Consider the following 24055-nt stretch of genomic DNA (forward strand, 5'->3'; position numbering starts at 1 on the left):
CGTTTCGGCGGGGTGCCGTCGGACGAACCCGTGCCGGTGCGCCGGATCGACGCCCTGCCTCCGCTTCCCGACGTGGGTGGGCCCGCGTCGCGCAACGCGGGCCCGCGCCGATCACCGGCTGACGGTCGGTCACGGGTAGGACCCCGTCACTCGCCAGTAGCGGGCCTGTCCGCCCGCACCGTTGCCGATGCTGTTCTCGAACGCCTCGATCACGCGCGCCTCGACCTCCCTCTGGGCGGCCTGGTTGCCCACGTACTCCTCCAGGCTCCGGTCGACCAGCACCGCGGCCAGGCTGGAGCCCTGGCGCTGGACGTGCAGGCGGACTCCTGGCGGGTTGGTGTTGGGACCCTGTCGGTCGATGCGGAAGGTGCCGTCGGTGATGATGGTCGTGGAACCCTGGGTGCGCCAGAAGTCCGCGTAGTGGCCGCGGAGTTCGGCACAGAGTTGCCGGGCCTGGTCGGCCCTGAACCGGGGCCTCTGGAAGGGTTCCTTCTCCTCCCACAGGACAACGCGTACGGGCACGGTCCCCGTCCTTTCCGTCGTGTTCGGCCGATGGCCTACTCGTTCGGGGGCACGGTCCAGGACGACTTCATGCCCAGGATGATCGGCCAGTTCGCGGTCGAGGTGAGCGTGAGGGTCGCGCCGTCCTGCTCGACCTTGGCGGAGGTGCTCTCCCCGCTCTCCTCGGTGCCGAAGTCCAGCGGCCCGAAGTCGAGCCCGCCCTCGTCGTGCCAGGAGGAGTACAGGTAGCTGCTGTAGGACTCCCAGGTGGTGAGGGTGACCTTGGGCCGGTAGGCGACGACCATGCCGGTGTAGATCCGGCTCAGGGAGCCGCCAGCGCCGAAGAAGTAGTTGTCGCTGCCGCTCTTGTACTTGGAGAAGCCGGTCGCGTAGGGGCCGTCCTTGAACGCGTCCACCCCCGAGTACCAGCCGTCCGCCCTGACGGGGATGGTCCGCACGTCCTGGAAGTCGATCTTGACGGTGAACCCCTGGCTGTGGCCCCAGGCGGTCACGTCCTTGCGGTTGCCCGCCAGGCCCGCGGCGAGGAAGTCCAGCCAGGTGGCGCCGCCCCACTCGGCGTAGTGCTCGGTGTAGTCGTACTCGGCGGTGTCCTGGTTGATCTCCAGGGAGGATGCCGTGCCGTTCGTGGCGTCACCGCCGAAGTTGCTGCCGGTGATCTCCATGACGTAGTCGATGGGGTAGGGGCTGCCGGTGCCGAGGTTCCACTTGCGTTCGAGGACGTTCCCGGCGGCGCTGGAGAAGGTCGCCTGGTACTGGGGGTTGTCGTAGGCGTCGAGGATGTCCTTGGTGGGTGCTTCGATCTGCTTGACGTAGTCGCGGAGCTGCTGGTCCTTGTCGAGGACGTCCTGCTTGTCGTTGTTGATCTGGTCGAGCAGGGCGAACTGGGCGGGGTCGTTGAGCCAGGTGTGGAAGTCGGGGGTGCCCGAGGGGACGGTGTTCTTCCACTGCGCCTGGGCGGCCTGGTAGTCGGTGGTGTACTTGCGCCGGGCCTCGTTCGCCGAGGCCTGGAGGCTCTTGTAGTGGGTGTCGTGTTCGAGGTTGCCGACGGCGAGCGCGTTCATCCACACCCGGTAGGAGTGGTCGAACCCGGAGCTGCCCGCGGCGGCGTTGGTGTTGGTCTGCTCCTGCGGGTTGGAGGGGACCACGTTCAGCAGCGACCAGAGGGAGTAGGGCAGGCTTCCGGGCGGGGGCGTCTGCCCTCCCCAGTCCCACGGGGTGCTGGGGGTGGTCACCTGAACCGCCTCGCCCGGCCCGGCGTTGATCATCTCTGAGAGCTTCTGGGCGTAGCGGAGCCACATGCTGACGCTTTCCTCGGTGGCCACGGCGATCTCCCTTTCGGGTCGTGTCGGGTGTCGTGTCGAGAACACCCGTGCCCTGTTGTGGAAGGATGCTGTCGACCAGGCCACCTGGTTGGCGTATGAGCGGCGACCCGTGTCGTCCTATGACCGGACATGTCGGCCGACCCGGTGAGCCCACTCTCACCGGGCGGTAAGCGTGGAACCGGGTGCCGCTCCCACCAGAAGACGGACGGGCTCGCGCCCTCTACTCGCCCCGGTAGACGGGGAACACGTCGTGCCTGCCGTAGGCCCGCATGCGCACGGCCCTCAGAGCCTCCATGTCCTCGTCGGAGATCACGAAGTCGACCCGGGCGTTGCCGCGCATGTGCTCGGGGTTCGCGGTCTTGGGCAGCGGCACGGTGCCCAGCTGTAGCGTGTACCGGATGCACAGCTGCGGGACGGTCACGCCGTACCTCTCGGCCATCGCCGCGACCTCCGGGTTCCCGAGCATCTCCCCGTGGGCGATCGGCGAGTACGCCTCCACGAGGACGTCCCTGCTCTCGCAGTAGTCGATGAGCTCGGTCGGGGTGTTGCCGACGTGGACGAGCACCTGGTTCACCTGCGGCGCGACCGAGCAGGACCCGAGGATGTTGTCCAGGTCGGACCGCAGGAAGTTGGACACCCCGATGGCGCGCAGCTTCCCTGCCTCGTGGGCGTCCTCCAGGGCGCGCCAGGCCTCGCGGTTGCCCTCGGCGTAGTCACCGCCGCGGAAGTCGCTCCAGGGCTGAGGACTGTGGATGAGCATGAGGTCGACGTGGTCGAGCCCGAGGTCCGTGAGCGATCCGTCGATCGCGGCGGCCGCGCGGTCGTAGTCCTTGATCTCCGCGGCGAGCTTCGTCGAGACGAAGAGTTCCGACCGGTCGACGCCGCTGGTGCGCACCCCCTCCCCGACGCCGCGTTCGTTGCCGTAGGCCTGGGCGGTGTCGATGTTGCGGTACCCGATCTCGACGGCGTCGCGGACCGCCTGCGCGGCGCTCCCATCGTCGATGAACCACGTCCCCAGACCGATCTTCGGAATGGCCACGCCGTTGGCCAGGTCGTAGGTCTCGTTCAGGACCGTCACGGATTGCCCCCTCGTGTTCGCGTTCGGCGGTGGGTCCACCCCCGGTGTCTCCATGGTGCGGCGCGGGGGTCGTGACCAGCGTGCGGGCAGCATCCTGGGAGGTTTCCCCCGCACGCCGTCGGCTGACGGCGCGTCCCGGCCCGCGTCGAGGTGGAGCGAGGTGTGCGCTTCGGGCGGTGAGAGGTCCGCTGATCGACGGAACCGGACGAGCTTGGGTTCTGGTGGTCGTCGCACCACCCCGGTTCAAGGGGTGCTCCGCATTTTCGCATCCGCAAGGATCGAACACCGCAGGGACGAACTCAGCGCTCCACTGAACGAGCGGCGTACTTGCAGCTCATGAAGCAGGGCCTCGGCAACGCCGAATCCTGACGGACCATGGGTATCGATCGCGAACGAGGCCGCGGCCATCGCGCCGACCGGCCACCCGCCCCAACGGCGACGATCACACCCACCAACGCGGGGACGCCGCCCAGATCGTCGCGCTCACCGTTTCCTCCACGCCCAGGGCGGCGGGTCGGGAGTGCTCGGGGACCGTGCTCTGTAGGAGGCTGCGCAGACCGCCGTGGGTCCCGGCGGACACGGCGCCTCCCGGTGCCACGAGGCACAACGGCCCGGGGCCCACCCGTACGCGCGCCGCGCGCGCCACTGGGCCGTCAGCGGCGGTGGGAGGTCTTCAGGTAGCTGAGGAACGAGGCCTGCACCCCGGTGACGTGGGTCTCGCGCAACAGGGCGTTGGTCACCTGCTCCGATCGTCCCCTGGCGTGCATGCGTTCCACCACGGCGAGGACGTGGCGGGCCATGCCACGGTAGAAGGGGATCTCGCCCAGCAGTTCGGCCTCGTTCAGCGTGATGTGCAGCCGCGGTGCGGTCGATGTCTCGCCGGGTTCGGGCAGGGCTTCGACGAGGGTGAAGACCTGGCTGTGCGCACTGGCCACACCGGGGCTGCCCGCACCGACGCTCGCGAAGAGCCCCGTCTCGCGCAGCCACGCGTAGAGGGCGAAGAGCCCCCCGTAGGAGTAGCCGAAGAGGCCGTGCCCGGAGTCGCTGACGCGCAGCCTCGACCGCAGGTGGGGGTGGAGTTCGTCGGTCAGGAAGTCGAGGAAGGCGTCGGCGCGGGATGCCGTCAGCTCCGCGAGGTAGGCGTCCACCTGCTCCTGGGTCATCGCGCCCGTCTCGCGCGCCGCCCTGAGGGTGGCCAGCGTGTCGTCACCGACGGGTTCCCCCGGCGGCACGAGGTCGCGGTTGCGGATCTGCGCCCAGTCCTCGGCCTCCTCACCGGCGTAGCCGACGCTCACCTGGATGTAGGGGGCGATGGTCAGGTAGGGGTCCGCCTGGGAGACGACGAGGGGCGCGGTGAAGCCCACCGTCCAGTTGCCGTCCAGCACGTAGACGAGCGGTAGGGGCTCGGTGGAGTCCGCGTAGCCGGGGGGTGTGGTCACCCAGACGCCGAAGCGGCGCCCCGACCGTGCGGTCACCTCCAGGTACTCGGTGTCCGGCAGGCAGCCGTGCAGCATCTCGCTCATCGGGTCTCTCCCCTTCGTGGCGGCCGCCCTGACGAAGTGGGCGCCCGTGTGTGGACCGGCGATCACCCTGAGGTCGTGGAGCGGGTCGGGTCGGCGCGTGACCCCGTCGGCGCGTGCCCGAGGCCCGAGGCGGATCGTCCCGTCCGCGCCGCCCGACCGATGTCGGCGTCGGCGCTGGTGGACGGCGTCGAGGCGTCGGTCACCGGGCCCCGTCACGGCCCCGCGGCATCGAACTCAACAGTGGTGAATTGGATGTGCGATAACGTACTCAACAGTGGTGAAACTGTCAACGGAGGCAACGTGAGATCGCCGGTGGGGGAAGGGAAGACGCGCCTGCTGGAGGCGCTGTTCGACGTGTTCGGCGAGAACGGCCCCAGCCCGAACCTGTCGATGCGCCAGGTGGCGGAGCGGCTCGGCGTGCACCACACGTTGCTGACGTACCATTTCGGGTCGCGGCCGGGACTGCTGCGCGCGGTGCTGCTGGAGGCGCGCCGCCGCGACAACCTCGTGATCGCGGCGACCGGCGACGAGCTCGGGTTCGTGGCGCTGTGCAGAGTCGTCTGGAACTTCTACTCGGACCCCGCACACGAGGACCGCACGAACGCCTTCTTCCACCTGGTGGGGCTCGCGGTCTACGAGCGCGACGCGCTCCAGGAACTCGTCGTCGACATCGACCACCTGGAGCACCTTCTCGAAGCGGCCGCGCTGCGCGACGGCGCTTCGGCGGCCGACGCCAGGCAGCAGGGCATCGTCGCGACCGCGTGCCTGCGAGGACTCCTGCTGCAAAGGCTGCTGAGCCCGACCGCCGAGGTCGACGCCGCGGCAGAGCGCCTCATCACCTCGCTGGCGGCGTTCGAGGGCCAGGATCGCGCGCCGTCAGGCCTCGTGAGCCAGGGGTCGACGGACCAGCAGTGAGCCCCCGAGGGCGACCGCCACTCGCGAGGACCCCTACACGCCCATCGATGAGGATGAGCTGGAGGAGACACCCTTCCACGCCGTGACGTTCTCCTCGCAGAGCGAGTCGCTCCTGGACTACTGGTAGTCGGTGCGCAATGCCCCCGGCCTCACGTCATCCGGTCGCTGTGAACTCGTCGTAGGTCGGTTGATCAACGAGGTCCGGCTTCTGGTCGGTCTTGGCTGGCCCCCAGTTGACGAGCAGCTCGGTCCTTGGGGTGTGGATCGATTCACCAAGCATGGCCCCCCGGTCAGGGCATGGAGGTGGGCATCGCGTCCTCAGTCGCTTGGACGCTCAACAACAGGTCCCGATAGGGCGAGGTCACCACCGGGTGGGGACCCAATTCCAGGAGCCGTTCGGTCTCTTCGAGCTGCCGTACGGCCTCCTGGTGAGAGCCCGCCGAGACGACTTCGGTCTCGACGAACGACCCCAGGCCCGTCACCGTGTCCACCACCACCGAAAGTTCCGGTCGTCCTGAGGCGCGGTAGCACGTGCGCGACTTCTCCACCCGGGCGAGCCGGACCATTCCCAACGCCTCCAGAAGGGCGTGGGCGTGCGCGGCCTGGGCGGTGTCCGCCAGCGCCACGTTCGTCTCCTGCTTGGCGATGACACCAGTGGTGCTGTGGGTGGTGGAGTCGGAGGCGGGTTTGTAGGTGACCTCGCACCCGCCGTCACGTTCCCGAACCCGCAGGCACTCGACCGTGACCAGGAAGTCGACGTCGGGCCTGCTGTAGTAGGTGTCGGTCTCCACTGTCGGCCCCGTCGCGACGAAACCGGACTGTTCGAGTCGCTGTTCCAGGAGTTCGCGACTCTCCAACGCACGCTTGCGCTCGATCTCCATCAGTGGCATCGAGGAGTCATCCCCTTCCGAAGGCCAGGGCCGTGAAGACGCGGGCGAGGTTGTGCTTGCTGAACGACTCTCGAACACCGCCAGTGCCTCGTCCAGCATCCGGGAATCCGACACCGGGATGTTACGGAAGAGAACCGGCCCCACCAGGTTCGCAGGTGGGGCCCGTGAGCGTTGGTCTAGAGGCGGACGGCCGCCACGAACGCCTTCCACTCAGCGGCGGAAGCGTCGAGCTGGGCCAGGTGACGGTTCTGGGTGTCCCTCATCTGCGCACCCTGACCCGCCGCCCGAGCCTCCACACAGTCGCCGCCTTCACCGTTGCTGTGCGACGACTTGTGCCACTTCGTCATGAGAATCTCCTCCGCCTTCCGTCCGGTCAGGTACTCAGCGTCGCACCCAAGAAGCGATCTAGGCTGGATCTCAGTAAATCAGCCTCGATCATTTCAGTCACTATGTGTAAGATCTCGGCCCTTTGGACTATCCAGAAAGCGATCGTTCGCCCGCCTGACCAGTGCCAGGGGCCAGTCGTGAAAGCTGGGACAGTAGTTATGAACGGTTCTTTCAGGCCATTGGTCCTGGCGATGCGTTTCCTCTACAGGTAGCCTGAACAGGCACAACACGAACCGGACCCCGCCAACATCCCTGGCGGGGTCCGGTTCACTTCTCTTCAGAGGCGCTCGGCCTGGATCTAAGCAGTGGTGGCCTTCAGGAAGGCCGCCCACTCTACCGCCTGAGCTTCCAGGTGGCCCAGATGGCGGTTCTGTGTGTCACGAATCGCCGTAACCTGCTGCCCTTCGAGCACCTCCACACAGTTGGCGCCGTTGGCGCTGTAGCTCGACTTGTGCCAGACCCACGCTTCTTTCATTTCATGCCCCTTCACTAGATCTTGGATCAGCTCGATGGACTTGGCTGGTGACAGGGCCTCGGCCCGCAAGGGGCCGGTTAGCTCGAAGCTAAGAGATAGCCGCCTTCAGGAAGGCCGTCCACTCCGCTGTCTGAGCTTCCAGATGGCCAAGCTCGCGGTACCGGGTGTCGCGAATGTACGTGACCGACCCTTCCGCGACCTCCACGCAGTTACCGCCACCACCGTCGCTGTAACTCGACTTGTGCCACTCGTTCATGCGGCCCACCGCTCCTTATTTTTGCTGATCACCTCTAGAGTCGCCCGCGTTGACAGCGCCTCGCCCTGCATCGCACTGAACAGGTCGTAGGCTTCACGCACGGTCTTCTCCGTGTCTACGATCTCACCCCCCATGGCGTTCTCCAGATAGAGGGCCTGCCTACGTGGACCGAGGTCGACTACGCGGTAGGGGGCGCACAAGCCCGGCGCACCGTCGAGTGGGATCGCCTGAAATCGGATAGTACCGGCTTTGACCAGCTCCTCAACCCATGCCAGCTGTTCGATCAGAACCTCTCGCGAGCCGACCGGGCGAGTGAGGACAACTTCGTCGGCCAAGAACCACAACCTGACTCCTCGTGCCCGAAGTGCCTCCAGCCGGACCACACGCGCCCGCACGATCTCGTCGACTTCGTCTCCGGTTGCTTCAGGAGTTCGCGCCTTGACCAGCGCACGCGCATAGCTAGCGGTCTGAATAACGCCAGGGAAGATGATGGACTGATACTCACGGATCTGCGTCGCCTTCCGTTCGAGCGAAAGAGCGCTCTTCAACTGCTCTGGGACTGCCCCCTCAAGATGCGTGTCCCGCCAGAAGCTCAGAAGTTCACCCCTTGTCGCGAACAGCACTTCCATTTTGTCCACATGATGGCGTTTTGCGACTCTTGTGGCGCGCTCAATCGATCCGACCATCGCCCCACTGACCCCCAGGCGCTCTCCTACGCCTGCGAGCGATAGACCCAGGTCCGTCCGGTGCTTTCGCACTGCCGCACCAAAAGGAACCCACTTTCGCATCTGATCCTTCGGCATAGCAACAGTGAACAACAGAAGACAACACCTCGCCACTCATAGAACCAGAAAAGAACAGTTTCACTGTTGTTATAGCGCCCTGACCTGCGCATGTGTCAAGTTATCGGCACGCCCACCCGAGCGCCAGAACCCGGTTTGGGGCAGAGGTGCGACAACCCGAAGTTCAGCAGGGCCCAGGGAGCCGATGTTGCGAGTGGCCACCTGGGTTGAGAGCCACCCCGATATGACCGAGGTGAGACACATGCAGGCCAACCAGGAGACACCGGTGCCGCCGGTTGTTCCCGGACGTTTCCCCCGCGTCCTCCGGTTCTCCGAGCCCGCCCGTCACGGCATCCTGCTCGGCCCCAGCCGGGAGTACCGGGCCCTGTCGGCCTGGTGTCGGAACGCGCTCCCCGTCCAGGGCACCCGGTTGGCTCGCATCGCGCGCATCCTGGTCAGCAACTCCCACCGGCACTCCCGGTCGGGCCTGCCCGGCGGAACCGTCCGCGTGGTCCTGGACCAGACCCACCCCAAGCTCCCGCGCTTGTACGTGACCGACCAGGGACCACGCACCACCACTGCGCCCGAGCACCCCCGGTTGAACGCCGGGACGCAGGTGTCCGGGCTCGCGGTCCTGGACCGCCTCGCCTTCTCCTGGTCGCCGTCCTGGACCTGGGACGGCGACCGCGTCCAACAGACCACCGTCGAAGCCGTCCTCGACCTCAACTAGCCCACACCGCACCCGACTCTTTCAACACACAGATACAGAGCCCCAAGCCCGAGCATCCGGCGCAACGCCCACCGCCCAGGGCTGACTCAGTCAACCCAACGAACACCTCCGAGAAAGCAGAACCATGAACCCCGACCACCTGAGGCCCCCGCCCGAATGGCCCACCCAAGCGCCCGGAACCCCCCGTGGCCACCTGCGAGGACCCGTCATCCCCTCGCCTCGCAGGCCCGTCGAAACCGTCCCGGTAGAGGTCCTGCGCAACGTCCTCGCCGGACTGCGACGCCTGGAGGTCACCCCATGAGGCCCGCGCCCCCGTTCTCCCCCGAACTCGCCCACCGCGAAGTGGTAGCCCCCGTGGCGAGTTTCATCAAGCCGTTCCACTCCCACTACTTCTCCCGCACCGTGGGACCCCCGTACCGCAAGCGGCAGTACTCCTTCGCCGGGCTCCCCGGACTCATGCCCCTGGTGCGGGCGTTCCTGGACACCAGCGCAGCCGAACGGTGTGAGGAGTACCAGTTCCTCTTCACCCTGCTCGGGTCGGAGTTGGCGAACAACGCGATCGCCCACAGCCGGTCGAGTGAACGCGGCAGTACGTACACGTTGACGGTGGATCGGGGTGCTAAGGGGATGACGTTGATCTGCCGTGACCAGGGCAGCCGTCTCCCGCAGGAGAAGGGCACCTTCACCGCCGCCACGTTCGCCGACATCGAAGCCGAAACCGCGACCGGTCGGGGGTTGGCGCTGATCGACGCGCTCGCGGACCGGTGGGGCGACAACGGCGACCCGAAGTTCCGGCAGGTGTGGTTCTTCCTGGCCTACGACCTGACCGACAACCCGTGGATGCAGATCGACACCGACGACGCCGAGGACATCGGCAAGAACGAGGTGGAGTGCTGATGTTGGACATCGACACCAGGGACCTGCTCGAAAGCGCCGAAAACGCCCTCACCGCCCCCGGACACCTGACCCCCGCGCAGGAGGACGTGTGGCACAACCACACCCTGCGCAACCGCATCCCCATGATCCAAGAGGCGCTGCGAATCGCCCGCGAAGAAGGCGACGCCGAACGGGCCATGCAGCTCATCGACCAGGCCGTACACGACTACCCCGCCCCCACCCGAATTCCCGGCAACAGGCCGGTACCAGGGTCCCGACTGCTCTCCCACCACCACCGCGCCGACCACAACGACGCCCCGGAGCCCCCAACCGCCGCCTGAAGCCTGACGAAGGCGGTCATGAAAAAGGCTCTGGCAGGTGCGCTAACACCCCCAGAGCAGGCCGACAACCCACACCCCGTTGAAGAGAAAGCAGATTGCCGACATGGCTATTGTGCCGCACACCCCTGCCCTGAACCACACGAACAACCCTCCCCCGGCGGAGTCCCGGTGGGAGTGCCGGGTTTACCCGGGACAGCTCGCCCAGATCAGCCGAGTCCGCTCCGACATGAACACCGACCTGAACCGCCTGCTCTCCCTCCCGGCCGAGGTGCGGGAGGAGATGGTGTTGTGCGTGAGCGAGATGTTCGCCAACGCCTGCGAGCACTCCCGCTCGGGACAGGACCCGGACGGCAGGGTGGTCCGAACCCTGGAAGCACCGGTCCCGGGCCTGGTGAGGGTGTCGATCATCGACGACGGCACCAGGACGGACACCATCGTGGACTCCCTCCCGAGGGTTCCGCGCAGGCGCACCCGCAAGGACTGGGAGCAGGCCGAACGCGGCCGAGGCCTGCTGCTCATGGGTGAGCTGGCGTCGAAGTGGGGGTTCCGGCCCGTGCTGGACTTCCCCTTCTGCGAAGGACTGGGCACGGTCATCTGGGCCGAGTTCACCCTGCCCATGCTGCTCACCGCTGGGGGTACCCGATGACGGCGCACGTCAGCACTCAAGTGCGGTCGGTCCTGACCGCACCCCGAGGCGAACGCTTCTCCCGACCGAACCCGCGTTCCCTGCGAGCCGTCCCAGTTCGCTCGGAGTCGCACCAGGATCGTCAGGAGCGGCTGTTGCGTCAGATGGGCGACAATCCCCGGGTCGCGTACATGCTCCGGCACGGCCCCGTCCCGCACTGGGTCAAGGTCGCCCGCCGCCACCGCGAACAAGCCGCCCGCCAAGCCCGACAGGCAGCCGCCGACGCTCGGGCTGAGCGGGTCCCCGTACGTGCTCGGGGCCGTCACCGGGCCCCGCGCCGCTGGTGGAATTGGCTCGCCACCGCTGTCGGAACCACCCTCTTCCACGGATTGAACACCCTGGAAACCCGGGACCACTCACGCAACTTCGGAATCCCGATCTAGTCGAACAACAAGGACGGGGTCCGGTGCACACGCCGGGCCCCGTCATCGCTGAGTCCGCAGAGAGCAGTTCATACGTGATCAAGAGTCGTCATTCCGGGGGCCCATCACCGCGCGCGCTGGGAGCCTCCGTTCCACTTCCCCGTAGCGGTGTCAGTGGTAGGGCGGACCACCGGTCTCCAGCATCGAAACCCGCTGGGGCTGAGCACGACTGGACGTTCTACGGTCTGTAGTTGATGTGAGCTGTGGGTACAGGGGCTGTGGTTGCTGTTTGTGGATGTGTTCTACGGTCTGTGGTTGGTGTGAGTTGTGGGTACAGGGCCTGTGGTTGCCGTAGCGCGAGGGTTCTACGGCCAACCCGCTTATCCCTTTGGGCCGGTAGGTCCTGTGCGGCTTACTGCGTACCCCTTGTGCGCTGAGCGTTCCAATCAGAGCGGGGTGTGTGGATGGTGCTCTGCCCGGACCGCACTTGGCGGTTGTGTTTTCGTGTGACACGACTGGCAGGAAAGGGCCAAGCACGGCACCGGGCCACCCCCCAGGACAACTGATGTGTTCGAGAGATGCGTGTCCCCCGGACTGGTAAAAACCCCCGCCGTCCGAGCACCGCCTACCGCTCTACGGCCAACCCGCTCACCACAGGAAAGCGCGTACCCGCAGGTTTGTACCCCGCCGTGTCCGGGGTGCGTTGCGCCGCGCGGCTCACTACCGCACATGGCTGGGGTTCCAACCCCCTGGGGGTGAAGGGGAAACCTCGCCTTCAGCTGTACCCCGCTGTGTCCGGGGTGCGTTGCGCCGCGCGGCTTACTACTGTGCGTGATGGGGGCGACCAACCCCTGGGGGTTGAGGGGTCTGCGTTGGAGTCTGCTTCACGCCTGTGACAGCGCGCCCACCAGCACCACGAGGGGTGTGAACCCCCGCCACGTGTTGTTGCGACCCCTGAGGGGAGCTTCCCCCTTCACCCCGTGGTGGTGACCCAAGCACTTCGGTGCCCCCTCAACCCCCAGGGGGTGGGAACCTCAGTCACGTGCGGTAGTAAGCCGCACGGCGCAAACCCCCTCAACCACAGCGGGGTACAAACGTGCACGTGAGTGCTGGGTTCAGGAGAGCGGGTTGGCCGTAGAGCGGCAAGCGGCGCCCGGACGGCGGGGGTTTTTACCAGTCCGGGGGACACGCATCTCTCGAACACATCAGTTGTCCTGGGGGGTGGCCCGGTGCCGTGCTTGGCCCTTTCCTGCCAGTCGTGTCACACGAAAACACAACCGCCAAGTGCGGTCCGGGCAGAGCACCATCCACACACCCCGCCCTGACCGGAGTCCTCAACACACAAGGGGTACGCAGTAAGCCGCACAGGACCTACCGGCCCAAAGGGATAAACGGGTTGGCCGTAGAACCCTCGCGCTACGGCAACCACAGGCCCTGTACCCACAGCTCACATCAACCACAACCGCCGTACCCACAGCTCACATCAACCACAGGCCGTAGAGCCCGCTACAAACAACAACCACAACCGCAGAACTCACAGACCACACCGACCCAAAGGAAAGGGGGCGCGCCCCGGACGGACGCACCCCCTCAAGCAGGCGGCTCTTCTCCCTACCGCTACCGCCGCTGAATCCTCACCACTGACTACCGTCTACTGGCGCTGCCTACTCCTTGCCGGTGCCTTCGCTGGCGTCAGTCTCACCACCAGCACCGTCACCACCGGACGCAGCACCACCACCAGCACCACCACCGGCACTCCCAACACCACCACCAGCCGCCGTTACCCCTCCGGCTGCCGCCTTGGCTCGGCGGTCGAGCTCGGCGAGGTAGGCGTTGTAGTCGTCCATGTCGGCGTCGTCGGAACCACCGCGACGGCTGTGCCGCTCCCTGCGACGCTCCTGGCGCTCGTCGTCGCGCGACCACTGCACCACCAGCGCCAGCATCACCATGACGGTGGGGATCTCCCCCAACGCCCAGGCGATCCCGCCGCCCGCGTACTGGTCGGCGGCCTGGTCGGCCATCCAGGGGATCTCGAACTGCCCGTAGTACTGCATGGCCATCGGGGTGGCCTGTTCCATGATCGCGATGCCGAAGAACGCGTGGAAGCCCATCGCCACCAGCAGCAGGAGAATCCTGAGCAGGAACGGGACCCTGCGGGGCGCCGGGTCGATGCCGACGATCACCCAGTAGAAGAGGAATCCGGAGATCAGGAAGTGCACGCCCATGAACAGGTGACCGAGGTGGTCGTTCATGAGGGTGGGGAACAGCGGGGTGAAGTACAGCGCGTAGGGGCTGAACACGAAGATGGGGGCGGCCACCGCCGGGTGGGTCACGATCTTCGAGAACCGGCTGTTCAGGAAGGCGTTCAGCCATTCGCGCGGCCCCCGGTCGCCGCGGGTCTGGGCGGGCCTGAGCGCGCGCAGCGCCAGGGTCACCGGGGCGCCGAGCACCAGCAGGATCGGTGTGACCATGGCCAGCACCATGTGTTGGATCATGTGCATGGAGAACATGATCATGGCGTAGGTCGCGAACCCGCTGAGCTGTACCGCCACGATGGTGAGCAGGCCCAGCACGAACGCGACGGTGCGGCCCACGGGCCACGAGTCACCGCGCTGGACCAGACGCCACACCCCGCCGAGGTAGAGGACCGCCGCGACCACGACGAACAGGATGAAGAACAGGTCGGGCCGCCACAGGGTGAGCACCGTCTCCAGGCTCATCGCGGGCGGGATGGCGAAGCCGAGGATGGCGGCGGCCGGGTCCTGGACGGTCTCGGCCGGCGCCGACGGCGGCGGGGTGCGCCCGAGGCCGACGGACACGCCGATGACGGCGGCCATGATCATGACCTCCGCCCCGGCCAGGCGCAGGAAGCTCCGGCGGCGGAAGGAGTAGCCCGCCTTGCCGCCGGGGGCGGCGTCGATCCGGGTCAGCACCCGGGTCCGGTGCGCGTTGCCGAGAAAGCCCAGGACAACGAACAGGACGACCTTCACCAGGATGATGCGGCCGTACTCGGTGCCGAGCAGGTCGTTGACGGAGTACAGGCGCGCCAGCGCGCTGGCGGCGCCGCTGACGGCCACGCCGACGTAGGCCCACAGGGCCATGCGGCTGAACCGGTGCGCGGCCACGGCCGGTTCCTGGCCGTCCTTGCGCATGGCGTGGTAGGTGACCACGGTCAGCCCGCCCACCCACGCGCAGATGGAGACCAGGTGCAGGGCGAGTCCGGTGACGGCGAGCTCGTGCGCGCCGGAGGAGGCGGCGTGGCCGGTGAGGGCGGGCGGGGTGACGGCCACCAGGGACGCGACGAGCAGCCACAGTCCGCCGGTGGCGGTGGTGATGGTGCGCCCGAACAGGGCGATGCCGGTGGCGATGAGGATGACGAACATCAGCGCCACGCCGGAGCCGACCGACCCGGCGAAGGCGGTGACCTCGTCGACGGTCACCTGGCCCGCGCGCCTGCCGAGGAACTCGGCGGTCTGGAAGTACAGGGTGCCGACGGCGCCGACGACCCACCCGAGGGCGGTCCAGGTTCCGGCGCGGACGTAGCCGATGGCCTGCGGGGTCAGCTGTCCCTTGTCCGAGCCGAGCAGGACGACCGCCATGAGCATGAGGCCGATGGTCAGGACGGCGGCGGTGTCCATGACCGTCTTGGCGATGGGCATGCCCCAGCGGACGAACTCGCCGGAGTCGAACCGTTCCATGCCGGGGATGATCTGCGCGAAGACCGCGCCGCCCAGGATGAGGGTGGCGCCCAGGGCGACCGTGCACACGAGTACGGCGGCCAGGGCGTAGACGGGAGCGTTCGCGGTTCCGGGGGCCTGGTCCTGATTGTCCTTGGGAGATGTGTCGTTCTGGGCGGGAGGAGCCACGCGCCACTCCGTCGTCGAGTCGGTCGGTTTGCAGGTCAGGGCCCCGGCCGCACCGGTCTTGCGCACCTTGCCGTCCTTCGGGCTCCGGCGGGGACCTGGCGCGGAGGGACACCTCGACCAAGGTTAGTCCGTTTACTACACAGTGTCGGACTTGGGTCCGTCCGCCCACCCCCCTAGTGCCGGAAATCCCCGCCGGGTTCGGCACGGGGCCCGCAAGAAGTGACGTTTCCCCCTTCGTCGGAGGGCCTTCGCGATACGCTCGACATCCCTACAGGAGGTCACGGACCACCCCCTCGCGCCCGTCACCTCGCACCGCCGCGCCCCCTCCGCGGCTCCCAGATCGACGACGACAGAGAAGCGCACGAAGGGGGAGGGCGATGCCCGAGTTCGACAGTGTCATCCGTTCCACGCGAACGGTGGTCCCCGGGGGGATCAGGCCGGTCAGCGTGGGAGTTCGCGACGGCCGTATCGAGGCGGTCCGCCCCTACTCGGCGGCGATGTCGACCGGTGAGGTGGTCGACCTCGGCGACACGGCCCTGTTGCCCGGCGCGGTCGACCTCGGTACCGGCGTGCACGCCCCCGGGGAGGAACTGGCGGAGTCCTACCGGCGGATGGGCGAGGCGGCGCTGCGCGGCGGTGTCACCTGCGCGGTGGTCGCGCCCGCCCCCGGCCGTCCGGCGATCACCTGCGCCGACTCCCTCCAGGTGCACCAGCGGGCGGCGGCGGGGGCCGAGGTCTCGGTGTTCTTCCTGGGCGGGGTCACGCACGGCACGAGTCCGCTGGACCTGACGGACCTGCACGCGGGAGGGGTGGTGGCCTTCCAGGGGTCGTTGTCGGACGGCGGGGCCCCGGACATGGCCGCGCTGGGCGACGCGCACCTGCGCAAGACCATGGCCGAGATCGCCACCCTGAACGGCCTGCTGCTGGTGCACGCCGAGGACGCGCGCGAGCTGGGCTCGCCGCCGGTGTCGGCGGACCAGCGGCCGCCCCGGGCCGAGCGGCGGGGGCTCGAACGGGTGATCGCGGCGGCGCGGGTGGCGGGGGCGCGTACGCACGTGGCGCCGTTCACCGCCGCCGAGTGCGCCGCCCTGCTCGCCGCCGCCGGGTCGGTGGGGGTGGGGCTGACCGCGCACACCTGCCCGCACTACCTGTGTCTGCCCTCGGAGTTCCCGGGGCCGGGGTCCGCGGTGCACGGGTGCCGTCCGCCGTTGCGGTCGGACGCCAACCGCAAGGCGTTGTGGAGTTCGCTGCTGGAGCCCGACTCCCCGATCCGGACGGTGGGTTCGGGGCACCTGCCCGCGATCGGGCTGTACACCCTGGAGTGGAGCCTGTCGGCGCTGTGGACGGCGGCGCGCAGGCGCGGCCGGTCGTTGGCCGACCTGGCGCGGTGGACCGCCCAGGAGCCGGCGGACCTCGTGGGGCTGAGCGGCCGGGGGCGTGTGGAGGAGGGGTACGACGCCGACCTGGTGGCCTTCGAGGACCAGGTGACCGTCGCGGTGCCGCACCAGGACCCGAGCCCCTACGCGGGGATGCGTCTGACCGGTCGGGTGCGGCGGACCTGGGTGGCGGGGCGTGCGTCCCGCCCCGGGCCGCATCAGCGCTAGACCCGTGTCACACCACACACATCGGGCTTACAGCCTGTCAACATGGCAGTGCAGGGCCATGCACGTTGGCGATGGTGTGAGCACGCCCTCGCAGGTCACAGTGGAAGGTGTCAATGGCGATACCAGTTGGAGGAACCGTGCGCATCGGTGTGCCCCGTGAGATCAAGAACCACGAGTACCGGGTGGCGATCACCCCGGCGGGAGCCCACGAACTGACCCGCCGGGGTCACGAGGTCTACGTCGAACACGACGCCGGTGCGGGGTCCTCGATCACCAACGAGGAGTACGCCGCGGCCGGGGCCACCGTCCTGGGCACCGCCGACGAGGTGTGGGCCACCGGCGACCTGATCCTCAAGGTCAAGGAGCCCGTCCCCGCCGAGTACCACCGGATGCGCGAGGGCCAGACCCTCTTCACGTACCTGCACCTGGCCGCCTCCCGCGAGTGCACGGACGCGCTCCTGGAGCGCGGGGTCACCGGTATCGCCTACGAGACCGTGCAGCTGCCCGACGGTTCGCTCCCGCTGCTCGCCCCCATGTCCGAGGTGGCCGGGCGGTTGGCCCCGCAGGTGGGCTCGGTGACCCTCCAGCGCCCCAACGGCGGGCGGGGCGTGCTGATGGGCGGGGTCCCGGGGGTGCGCCCGGCCAACGTCACCGTGATCGGCGCCGGGGTGTCCGGGCTCAACGCGACCCAGATCGCCGTGGGCATGGGCGCGAACGTGACCGTGCTCGACCTCAACGTCAACAAGTTGCGCCACGTGGACGCGCTGTACCGGGGCCAGGTCAAGACGGTGGTCTCCAACGCCTTCGAGCTCGAGCTGTCGGTGCTGGAGTCCGACATGGTGATCGGCGCGGTCCTGGTGCCCGGTGCGAAGGCGCCCAAGCTCGTCACGAACGAGCTGGTCTCGCGGATGCGCCCGGGCGCGGTGCTGGTCGACATCGCGATCGACCAGGGCGGGTGCTTCGAGGACTCGCGGCCCACCACGCACGACGACCCGACCTTCGCCGTGCACGACACCGTGTTCTACTGCGTGGCCAACATGCCGGGCGCGGTGCCCAACACCTCCACGCACGCCCTGACCAAGGACACCCTGGCGTACACGGTGGCCCTGGCGGACAAGGGGTGGAAGCAGGCCCTGCGGGACGACGCCGCCCTGGCGGAGGGTCTCAACACCTTCGGCGGGGAGCTGGTGTACGCCCCGGTCGCCGAGGCGCACGGGCTCAAGTACCGCTCGCTCTCGGAGGTCCTGGCCTCCTAGGGGCGCCACGGGAGCGCGGGAACACGGGGGGTCGTCCGTTCGGGCGGCCCCTCCTCGGTGTGACCGGCCCGACGCGCCGCCGACCGTCCCGCCCCGAACCCGTCCCACCTGGGGTCACCGGTCGCATTCGTGCCTCGTCACGGGGTGGTCGGGCCGCGACGGCGGGGGTACCGTCGAGGGGTGGCCCCTCCGGTGGCGGGGCCCGTGACCGGGGCCCGAGCACATGAGGTGGGGACTGTAGTGACACACACCGGAGCGGTAACGGTGACCCGGATCGTCGAGCTCGAACTCGTGCGGTTGCGGCCTTCGCTGGCCGGGCGCGGTTCCGACGGTTCCGTTCCGGTGCTGGTCCGGGTGTCCGACGGCCGGGTGAGCGGCTGGGGCGAGGTGGCCCGGGCCACCGCCGAGCAGTGGGAGGGGCTCGCCCGCGACTACGCTCCGGCGCTGCTGGAGCACGCCTGGCGCCGCCCGACCGAGGTGGCCGACGCCTTCGCCGACCTGCCCTGGGACCCGGCCCTGACCGGGGCCCTGGACACCGCGTGCTGGGACCTGTGGAGCCGTCAGCGCTCCACGCCGCTGGCCCACGCGCTGGGTGGTGAGCGCACCGCCCTCACGGCGGGGGCGACCCTGCCCCGGCAGTCGACCCTGGAGTCGGTGGTCACCGAGGTGAACCGCCGGGTGGGTGCGGGCTTCCGGCGGATCAGGCTGGAGGTCGAGCCGGGGTGGGACACCGACGTGGTGCGTGCGGTGCAGTCCAGCTTCCCGTTCCTGGTGCTCCAGGTGGACGCGGGCGGACGGTACACGGAGTCGCCCTCGGACCTGGACGCCCTGCGGTCGTTGGACGCGTTGGGGCTGCTCACCATCGAGGACCCCTTCGCCGCCGGTGACCTGGGCGCGCACGCGCGCCTGTCGGCCGAACTGCGCACGCCGGTGGCCCTGTACCGGTCGTTGTCGTCGGTGGAGGACCTGCGCGAGGCGATCCTGGCGGAGGCGGGCCGCGCGGTGAGCGTGGACCCTGCCAGGTTGGGCGGGCTGACGGCCGCTCGACGGGCGGTCGACCGGGCCGTCGACGCCGGTTGGCAGGTGTGGTGCGGGTCCTCGGCCGTGACGGGGGTGGGGCGCGCGGCGACGGTCGCGCTGGCCTCGCTGGCGGGGGCGACCCTGCCGGTGGAGGTGCGGGGATCGGGCGGGCGCGGCCGTGACCTGGTGGTTCCGCCGGTGCGTGCGCACGACGGGGTGGTGCCGGTGCCGTTGGCCGAGAGCGGTCTGGGGCACGACGTGGACCGGGCGGCGCTGTCGGGGTACACGTCCCGGACGGTGGTCGTGGGCCACGGGACGCATTCGGCGCCGGAGACCTCCCCATAACCGAACGCCGTTAGGTACCCTTGCGGCACCGAGTCCGGACCCGGTGCCGGACCCCGACGCACGTGGAGGCGCGGTGCGCGTGTTCGCCGACGTCCAGGAGGTCGTCGCCGCCCAGGGTGAACCCCTGGGCCGGACCGACTGGCTGACCATCACCCAGGACCGCGTCGACCTGTTCGCCGACGCGACCGACGACCACCAGTGGATTCACCAGGACGCGGAGCGTGCCGCCCGGGGCCCCTTCGGCGCCACCATCGCGCACGGTTACCTGTCGCTGTCGCTGCTGGCCCACTTCTCCCAGAGCCTGATCTCCCTCACCCGCAAGCCGAGCATGTCCATCAACTACGGGCTCGACCGGGTGCGCTTCCTCCAACCGGTCACCGTGGGGTCGCGGGTGCGCGACGCCGTCGTGCTGGGCGAGGTCCGCGAGACGCCCAAGGGGTACCTGGTCGCCACCGAGCACACCGTGGAGATCGAGAACCGCGACCGCCCCGCCCTCGTCGCCACCGCCCTCGGCCTGTGGGTTCCCTAGCCCGGGCGGAACGGCCTACCCTCTTGGCGTGTCCGTACCTCCACCGCGCCTGACCGTGGTCACCCTCGGCGCGCGGGACCTACCGTCGCTGCGCCGGTTCTACCAGGCCCTCGGCTGGGAGGAACTGTCCTCCGGCTCCGACGACTGGACGGGGTTCCTCCTGGGCGGGGTCCTGCTCTCCCTGTTCCCCGTGGGGGAACTGGCCGCCGAGGCCGCCGAGGGCGAGGTCCCCGCCTCGGCGGGCTGGTCCGGATTCACCCTCGCGTGCAACGTCGACACCCCCGGGCAGGTCGACGAGGCGTTCGCCGCCGCCGTGCGGGCGGGCGCCCGGGCGGTGGCCGAACCCGCGCCCCGGCCCTGGGGCGGGAGGTCGGCCTACGTCGCCGACCCCGAGGGCAACCGCTGGGAGATCGCCTGGGCCCCGGGCGCGCGGTTCGACGCCCGGGGCTCGCTCACGTCCTTCGGCGACTGACCGACCGGTTCCGGGCCCTACCGGGCCACACGGCGCAGCGCCCGGCGGACCAGCCCCGGGGTGAACCAGCGCAGTTTGCGCTCGGCCCGCTCGGCCCGGCGGCGCATGCGATCGCTCCGGGCCCGGGCCTGCTCCAGGTCGGCGCGGAGCCGCGCCACGTCCGGAGCGTCGGCCTCCTCCGGTGGGGCGGCCGCCGGAGCCTCCAACCGGGCCTCCTCCTCGTCCGAGGCGCGGACCAGGTCGGTCGCGGGCATCCAGTGGATGCCGTGGACCTCCTCCACCAGCCGGTCCAGCTCCCGCCCGGACGCCTCCGGGTCGAGGTGGCGGGCCCGCGCGAACGCGGCGGTGCGCTCCAGGCGCACCATGCCCTCCTCCGCGGTGAGCGCGCCCGGCATGGGCGCGCACAGCAGGCCCACCGCGTGGGTGTCGCAGGCGTGCACCATCTCCGCGACGGCCCTCGGGTAGAGTTCGGCGCCCGCCTCCAGGTACAGCCGGTGCGGTACGCGCGGGTCCGTGCCCGGCTCGCTCTCGACGAACCGCACACGCGGGTCGCCCCGGAAGGTCTCGTGCGCCAGCCTCAGGTCGAGGTCGTCCTCCTCCAGCGGCGAACGGCGCTCATCCCGCAACCGCCCCCACGGGCCCACCATCCACAGGCGCAGGTCCGGCGTCGTACCGGTCAGCAGCGCGGCGGCGGTGGCGTCGACCTCCTCCAGCGTGTGCCCGGCCACGTCGAGCACGACGTCGACCAGCGGCACCTCCCACAGACGCTCGGCGCGTTTGCGGCGCAGGTGGAAGTCGGGCACCCGGTTGGCCACGTAGGGCATCCGGTAGCGCGTCCCGGCGTCCCTCTTCTCCTGCATCTGCGAACGACCCAGGTGCCAACTGCTGGTCTCCTGGTCCGGAACGAACACCGCGCCCCGTTGGGCCACCCGGTGGCCGAACTCGCTGTCGCCGCCCAGGATCATCTCCGGGTCCAGGCCGCCCGCCGCGTCGAACAGGCTCCGGTGCAGCGACCCGGTCGCCCCCACGTACACCTTGAACGCCTCGTGGTGGGCCGAACGCAACCGGTCGTGGCGGTCGATGAACCGCTCCACCCAGTGCGGGTCGGCGCCCTCCCGGTCGAACAACAGCTCGGCGCGCCCGGCGGCCACCTCGTCCCGCACGTGTGCGGGGGTCATCGCGGCCGGGTCGAAGTCCACGAACATCTTGTGGCCCATCACCACGGCGTAGTCCACCACGTGGTGCCAGCGCATCTGCGACTCCACGTGTTCGCGGTAGACGAGCATGTCGGCGTCCAGACGCAGCACCACCCGCCCCGTGGAGGCGGCCACGCCGGTGTTGACCGCGTGTCCCGAACCCCAGCCGCCGGGCGCCGAGGTGATCAGCCGCGTGTTCTCCGGACGCACCTCCGGCAGGGTCAGGGGCTCGGGCGATCCGTCGTCCACCACGACCACCTCCATCAGGTGCGCCGGGTAGCTCTGGGCCGCCAGCGACGCCAGCACCAACGCCAGCTTCTCGGGGTGGCCGTGCGCGGGGATCACCACGCTCACCGACAGCGTCGGCGTCCACTCCCCCAGCACGGGCGGGGTGAGCGGGGCGTAGTCGTTGCGGAACACCAGGGGCTGGCCCTGCGGCGCCGTGTACCGATCCGCTCCGGTCCGCCGCCGCTCCCGCCCCTGTTCCGGGACCATCCCGACCCGGACCCGGGTGTCGGCCCGGGTCTCCGGGCCGCGTTTGGAGACGTTGTCCGCACTGGTCACGACTGTCCTCCCGTGTACTCGGTGGTCCGGAGCAGGGTCCGCCCGGGGCCGGACTCCGGCCGGCCCAACGGCGCGGGTTCACCCTCCAGCAGCGAGCTCGGCCGCCAGCCGGACCACTGCCGGGTGCTCCTGCGGAGGAAATAGCCCATGTCGGCACCCCAGGTGTGTCCCTGTCCGGCCCGGCGCAGCAGGTAGCCGAGGCCGTGGGTGCGGTAGATCCGACCACTGTGGCGGCGGACCGCGAGGAGGAGCTGGCTGTCGATCGCCCGGGGCAGCGGGCGGAAGCCGCCGACGTCGCGCAGCACGGAGCGGTCGACGACGATCGTGCTGCCCACCACGTCCGGAGACGGCTTCTCCGTCTGGTAGCTCCGCCACACGGTGAGGTCGAGCTCCTCCAGGTACACCAGGTCCTGGGTGACGCCGACCAGGTCGGCGCAGGAGTAGGCGCGGGCCATCACCATGTCGGCGAGGTGCTCGGGGCCGTACCAGTCGTCGTCGTCCCACTTGGCCACGACGCTGCCGGACGTGCGGTCGACCGCGTCGTTCAGGACGGCGCCGAACACCTGGTCGGCCGGGGCCTCGTACACGGTGATCGGGATGCCGGTCGCGGCGAACTCCGCCACGGCGGGCCCGACCTCGGGGTGGCCCGCGGAGAACCCGTGCAGGGCCAGGACCAGCTCGAACCGCACCCCGCGCTGACGGGCCACCTGGGCCAGCGCGAACCCCACCAGTTCCGGACGGCGGGTGCACAGCATCACCGACACCAGCGGGTCGGGCGGCACCGGGACCCCGGCGCGTTCGGCCAGCGCCCGCCATCGGGCCCGCTGCCCGTGGGCGCGCAGCGCGGCGCGCCGCAGACGCACGCTGTGCTCCTCCCGGCTGAGCGGGTCGGCCAGCTCGGTCGCGTCCAGGCGGGTCAGCGTGGCGGTGAGCTCCGGTCCCAGCGCCGCCGCCCAGTCGGGAACCGGCCCGCTGACCACGGGCACCCCGGCGGCGGCCAGCGCGACCACGGCCCGCACCACGGCGACCGGTCGCGCGTGCCCGGACCAGTCGACCCGTACCCCGCGCAGGTAGCGGACCCGGCCCACGTCCAGGTCGGTGACGGTGCCGTCCTCGGGGACGGTGGCCAGGACCTTCTCCCCCTCACGGAGGACGGTGCGCCCGCCCCGGGCGGACAGGTCACCCAGGGGTCCGCCGGCCTTCTTCGTGAAGCCCACGGGGTTGACGCACTGTTCGTCGATCGGGGCGAGGGACGTGACGGGGTCGGACACGTCGGCGCGGGCCCCCACGGCCGGTACGTCGAGGTGGGGGACGACGGCGTCCTCCCACAGCGGCGGCTGTCTGTCGCCCGCGCGGACCACGAGGTCGGACACGGGCGAGACCCGGCGCAGCGGCACGGGTCCGGTGGCGCTCACCCCGGTGGCGGCCGTGTCACCGGGGCGCCACCGCGCCGCGCCCACACCCTGCACCCCCGCCAGCGGGGTGACCCGGCCTCCGCGACGGCCCCCGGTGGTGCCGTGCACCACGCAGTCGAGGGCCTGGCCGGTCTCGACGGAGTTGGGGAAGAACAGCTCGCAGATCCAGCCGCGCTTGCCCACACGGCGCACGCGCGACTCGAGGAGGTCGTTCCACTCGTCGATGCCCGGCGGGCCGGGGACGAGCGGCCCGTGGTGGCCCGGGGTGTCGACGACCACCGTGACGAGGTGGACGGTGCGCGGCAGGGCCTGGACGGTGACCAGGTGGCGGCGCAGGTCGGTGAGGCTGGCCGCCACGACGGCGACGAGCCCGACCGCGTCCGGCTGGTCCTGACCGCCCACCCCGGCGATCGCGAACGGTTCGCCGAGGGGGTGGTGGTCGAGGTCGACACGCAGGTCGCCGGGGCGCAGCCGTAGTCCGGAGAGCGCCTTCAGGGTCGACTCGCGGTCCCCGGTGTGGCAGAGGACGGCCGGTTCGTCGCCGCGCGTGCGCAGCGCCTGGCGTAGGACGGAGTGGATCATCGGGCGACCCCGGGGTTCGGAGTGGGCTGGAGGTGCGAACCGGCCCTGACCGGCCACACCGC

Annotated in this window: 24 protein-coding genes; 10 read left to right on the forward strand and 14 right to left on the reverse strand. The window is 69.7% G+C overall.

Annotated features, from left to right (window positions below):
- Positions 1-129 precede the first annotated feature (129 nt).
- The 5 genes from ACFYL4_RS01865 to ACFYL4_RS01885 form a co-directional block, all read right to left on the reverse strand.
- Positions 130-522 (reverse strand): hypothetical protein, encoded by a 393-nt coding sequence (locus ACFYL4_RS01865; protein WP_357758937.1) that lies wholly within the window; start codon positions 520-522, stop codon positions 130-132.
- Between the two features lie 35 nt (positions 523-557).
- Positions 558-1844, reverse strand: a complete 1287-nt coding sequence (locus ACFYL4_RS01870) for a hypothetical protein (RefSeq protein ID WP_387515655.1) — start codon at positions 1842-1844, stop codon at positions 558-560.
- 220 nt (positions 1845-2064) lie between these two features.
- Positions 2065-2922, reverse strand: a complete 858-nt coding sequence (locus ACFYL4_RS01875) for an aldo/keto reductase (protein WP_387515657.1) — start codon at positions 2920-2922, stop codon at positions 2065-2067.
- Positions 2923-3364: 442 nt separating this feature from the next.
- Entirely contained in the window at positions 3365-3502 is a 138-nt protein-coding gene (locus ACFYL4_RS01880; RefSeq protein ID WP_357758929.1) for a hypothetical protein, read from the reverse strand.
- Positions 3503-3575: 73 nt separating this feature from the next.
- On the reverse strand, positions 3576-4445 hold the full coding sequence (locus ACFYL4_RS01885; protein WP_387515659.1) for an alpha/beta hydrolase: 870 nt from the start codon (positions 4443-4445) through the stop codon (positions 3576-3578).
- Between the two features lie 312 nt (positions 4446-4757).
- Here ACFYL4_RS01885 and ACFYL4_RS01890 point away from each other — a divergent pair, with 312 nt between their 5' ends.
- Positions 4758-5360 (forward strand): TetR/AcrR family transcriptional regulator, encoded by a 603-nt coding sequence (locus ACFYL4_RS01890; protein WP_387515660.1) that lies wholly within the window; start codon positions 4758-4760, stop codon positions 5358-5360.
- A 154-nt stretch (positions 5361-5514) separates the two neighbouring features.
- Here the strand turns inward: ACFYL4_RS01890 and ACFYL4_RS01895 are convergent, their stop codons facing one another.
- From ACFYL4_RS01895 to ACFYL4_RS01920, 6 genes are all read right to left on the reverse strand, one after another.
- Positions 5515-5640 carry a hypothetical protein gene (locus ACFYL4_RS01895; protein ID WP_387515662.1) on the reverse strand — a complete coding sequence of 42 codons (126 nt, stop codon included), beginning with the start codon at positions 5638-5640 and terminating at the stop codon, positions 5515-5517.
- 10 nt (positions 5641-5650) lie between these two features.
- Complete coding sequence (gene cyaB / locus ACFYL4_RS01900; protein WP_387515664.1) at positions 5651-6250, reverse strand: class IV adenylate cyclase; 600 nt, start codon at positions 6248-6250, stop codon at positions 5651-5653.
- Positions 6251-6426: 176 nt separating this feature from the next.
- Positions 6427-6597 carry a DUF397 domain-containing protein gene (locus ACFYL4_RS01905; protein ID WP_387515666.1) on the reverse strand — a complete coding sequence of 57 codons (171 nt, stop codon included), beginning with the start codon at positions 6595-6597 and terminating at the stop codon, positions 6427-6429.
- A 338-nt stretch (positions 6598-6935) separates the two neighbouring features.
- The gene (locus tag ACFYL4_RS01910) at positions 6936-7181 is read right to left on the reverse strand and encodes a DUF397 domain-containing protein (RefSeq protein ID WP_387515668.1); all 246 of its coding nucleotides are present in this window, start codon (positions 7179-7181) and stop codon (positions 6936-6938) included.
- A 19-nt stretch (positions 7182-7200) separates the two neighbouring features.
- Positions 7201-7368 carry a DUF397 domain-containing protein gene (locus tag ACFYL4_RS01915; protein ID WP_387515670.1) on the reverse strand — a complete coding sequence of 56 codons (168 nt, stop codon included), beginning with the start codon at positions 7366-7368 and terminating at the stop codon, positions 7201-7203.
- Positions 7365-8171, reverse strand: coding sequence for a Scr1 family TA system antitoxin-like transcriptional regulator (locus ACFYL4_RS01920; RefSeq protein ID WP_387515672.1), 807 nt, complete (start codon positions 8169-8171; stop codon positions 7365-7367). The genes ACFYL4_RS01915 and ACFYL4_RS01920 overlap by 4 nt, the downstream gene beginning before the upstream one ends.
- A gap of 223 nt (positions 8172-8394) precedes the next feature.
- Between ACFYL4_RS01920 and ACFYL4_RS01925 the strand changes: the two genes are divergently transcribed.
- The 4 genes from ACFYL4_RS01925 to ACFYL4_RS01940 all read left to right on the forward strand — a co-directional run bounded on the left by ACFYL4_RS01925 (position 8395) and on the right by ACFYL4_RS01940 (position 10743).
- On the forward strand, positions 8395-8880 hold the full coding sequence (locus ACFYL4_RS01925) for a hypothetical protein (RefSeq protein ID WP_387515675.1): 486 nt from the start codon (positions 8395-8397) through the stop codon (positions 8878-8880).
- Positions 8881-9177: 297 nt separating this feature from the next.
- Positions 9178-9777 (forward strand): ATP-binding protein, encoded by a 600-nt coding sequence (locus ACFYL4_RS01930; RefSeq protein ID WP_387515676.1) that lies wholly within the window; start codon positions 9178-9180, stop codon positions 9775-9777.
- Positions 9777-10097, forward strand: coding sequence for a hypothetical protein (locus ACFYL4_RS01935; RefSeq protein ID WP_387515678.1), 321 nt, complete (start codon positions 9777-9779; stop codon positions 10095-10097). Before ACFYL4_RS01930 ends, ACFYL4_RS01935 begins: the two co-directional genes overlap by 1 nt.
- 103 nt (positions 10098-10200) lie before the next feature.
- Positions 10201-10743: an ATP-binding protein gene (locus tag ACFYL4_RS01940; protein WP_387515680.1), complete on the forward strand. Its 543-nt coding sequence runs from the start codon at positions 10201-10203 to the stop codon at positions 10741-10743.
- Between the two features lie 2065 nt (positions 10744-12808).
- Here ACFYL4_RS01940 and ACFYL4_RS01945 read toward each other — a convergent pair.
- Complete coding sequence (locus ACFYL4_RS01945; RefSeq protein ID WP_387515968.1) at positions 12809-15010, reverse strand: cytochrome c oxidase assembly protein; 2202 nt, start codon at positions 15008-15010, stop codon at positions 12809-12811.
- A gap of 377 nt (positions 15011-15387) precedes the next feature.
- Here ACFYL4_RS01945 and ACFYL4_RS01950 point away from each other — a divergent pair, with 377 nt between their 5' ends.
- The 5 genes from ACFYL4_RS01950 to ACFYL4_RS01970 all read left to right on the forward strand — a co-directional run bounded on the left by ACFYL4_RS01950 (position 15388) and on the right by ACFYL4_RS01970 (position 20236).
- Positions 15388-16614 carry an amidohydrolase family protein gene (locus ACFYL4_RS01950; RefSeq protein WP_387515682.1) on the forward strand — a complete coding sequence of 409 codons (1227 nt, stop codon included), beginning with the start codon at positions 15388-15390 and terminating at the stop codon, positions 16612-16614.
- 137 nt (positions 16615-16751) lie between these two features.
- On the forward strand, positions 16752-17870 hold the full coding sequence (ald, locus tag ACFYL4_RS01955; protein ID WP_387515684.1) for an alanine dehydrogenase: 1119 nt from the start codon (positions 16752-16754) through the stop codon (positions 17868-17870).
- Positions 17871-18110: 240 nt separating this feature from the next.
- A complete protein-coding gene (locus ACFYL4_RS01960; RefSeq protein ID WP_357758894.1) occupies positions 18111-19235 on the forward strand; it encodes an enolase C-terminal domain-like protein in 1125 nt (374 codons plus the stop codon).
- A gap of 73 nt (positions 19236-19308) precedes the next feature.
- Positions 19309-19764 (forward strand): MaoC family dehydratase, encoded by a 456-nt coding sequence (locus tag ACFYL4_RS01965; RefSeq protein WP_357758892.1) that lies wholly within the window; start codon positions 19309-19311, stop codon positions 19762-19764.
- A 28-nt stretch (positions 19765-19792) separates the two neighbouring features.
- Positions 19793-20236, forward strand: coding sequence for a VOC family protein (locus ACFYL4_RS01970; protein WP_357758889.1), 444 nt, complete (start codon positions 19793-19795; stop codon positions 20234-20236).
- Between the two features lie 17 nt (positions 20237-20253).
- On the opposite strand, the gene ACFYL4_RS01975 is transcribed toward ACFYL4_RS01970, so the two are convergent.
- Together ACFYL4_RS01975 and ACFYL4_RS01980 are read right to left on the reverse strand one after the other, a co-directional pair.
- The gene (locus ACFYL4_RS01975; protein ID WP_387515688.1) at positions 20254-21996 is read right to left on the reverse strand and encodes a glycosyltransferase; all 1743 of its coding nucleotides are present in this window, start codon (positions 21994-21996) and stop codon (positions 20254-20256) included.
- Entirely contained in the window at positions 21993-23993 is a 2001-nt protein-coding gene (locus tag ACFYL4_RS01980; protein ID WP_387515690.1) for a glycosyltransferase, read from the reverse strand. The genes ACFYL4_RS01975 and ACFYL4_RS01980 overlap by 4 nt, the downstream gene beginning before the upstream one ends.
- Between the last annotated feature and the right edge of the window lie 62 nt (positions 23994-24055).

Origin of the sequence: Nocardiopsis sp. NPDC006938 (assembly GCF_042869555.1) — a bacterium.
In the GTDB taxonomy this organism is placed as follows: domain Bacteria; phylum Actinomycetota; class Actinomycetes; order Streptosporangiales; family Streptosporangiaceae; genus Nocardiopsis.

What these genes read in the sequence shown, in the direction of transcription:
- ACFYL4_RS01895 (WP_387515662.1), bottom strand. Translation starts at nt 5,640, where the DNA reads ATGCTTGGTGAATCGATCCACACCCCAAGGACCGAGCTGCTCGTCAAC.
- ACFYL4_RS01905 (WP_387515666.1), bottom strand. Translation starts at nt 6,597, where the DNA reads ATGACGAAGTGGCACAAGTCGTCGCACAGCAACGGTGAAGGCGGCGAC.
- cyaB (WP_387515664.1), bottom strand. Translation starts at nt 6,250, where the DNA reads ATGCCACTGATGGAGATCGAGCGCAAGCGTGCGTTGGAGAGTCGCGAA.
- ACFYL4_RS01920 (WP_387515672.1), bottom strand. Translation starts at nt 8,171, where the DNA reads ATGCCGAAGGATCAGATGCGAAAGTGGGTTCCTTTTGGTGCGGCAGTG.
- ACFYL4_RS01915 (WP_387515670.1), bottom strand. Translation starts at nt 7,368, where the DNA reads ATGAACGAGTGGCACAAGTCGAGTTACAGCGACGGTGGTGGCGGTAAC.
- ACFYL4_RS01950 (WP_387515682.1), top strand. Translation starts at nt 15,388, where the DNA reads ATGCCCGAGTTCGACAGTGTCATCCGTTCCACGCGAACGGTGGTCCCC.
- ACFYL4_RS01940 (WP_387515680.1), top strand. Translation starts at nt 10,201, where the DNA reads ATGGCTATTGTGCCGCACACCCCTGCCCTGAACCACACGAACAACCCT.
- ACFYL4_RS01885 (WP_387515659.1), bottom strand. Translation starts at nt 4,445, where the DNA reads ATGAGCGAGATGCTGCACGGCTGCCTGCCGGACACCGAGTACCTGGAG.
- ACFYL4_RS01925 (WP_387515675.1), top strand. Translation starts at nt 8,395, where the DNA reads ATGACCGAGGTGAGACACATGCAGGCCAACCAGGAGACACCGGTGCCG.
- ACFYL4_RS01930 (WP_387515676.1), top strand. Translation starts at nt 9,178, where the DNA reads ATGAGGCCCGCGCCCCCGTTCTCCCCCGAACTCGCCCACCGCGAAGTG.
- ACFYL4_RS01980 (WP_387515690.1), bottom strand. Translation starts at nt 23,993, where the DNA reads ATGATCCACTCCGTCCTACGCCAGGCGCTGCGCACGCGCGGCGACGAA.
- ACFYL4_RS01935 (WP_387515678.1), top strand. Translation starts at nt 9,777, where the DNA reads ATGTTGGACATCGACACCAGGGACCTGCTCGAAAGCGCCGAAAACGCC.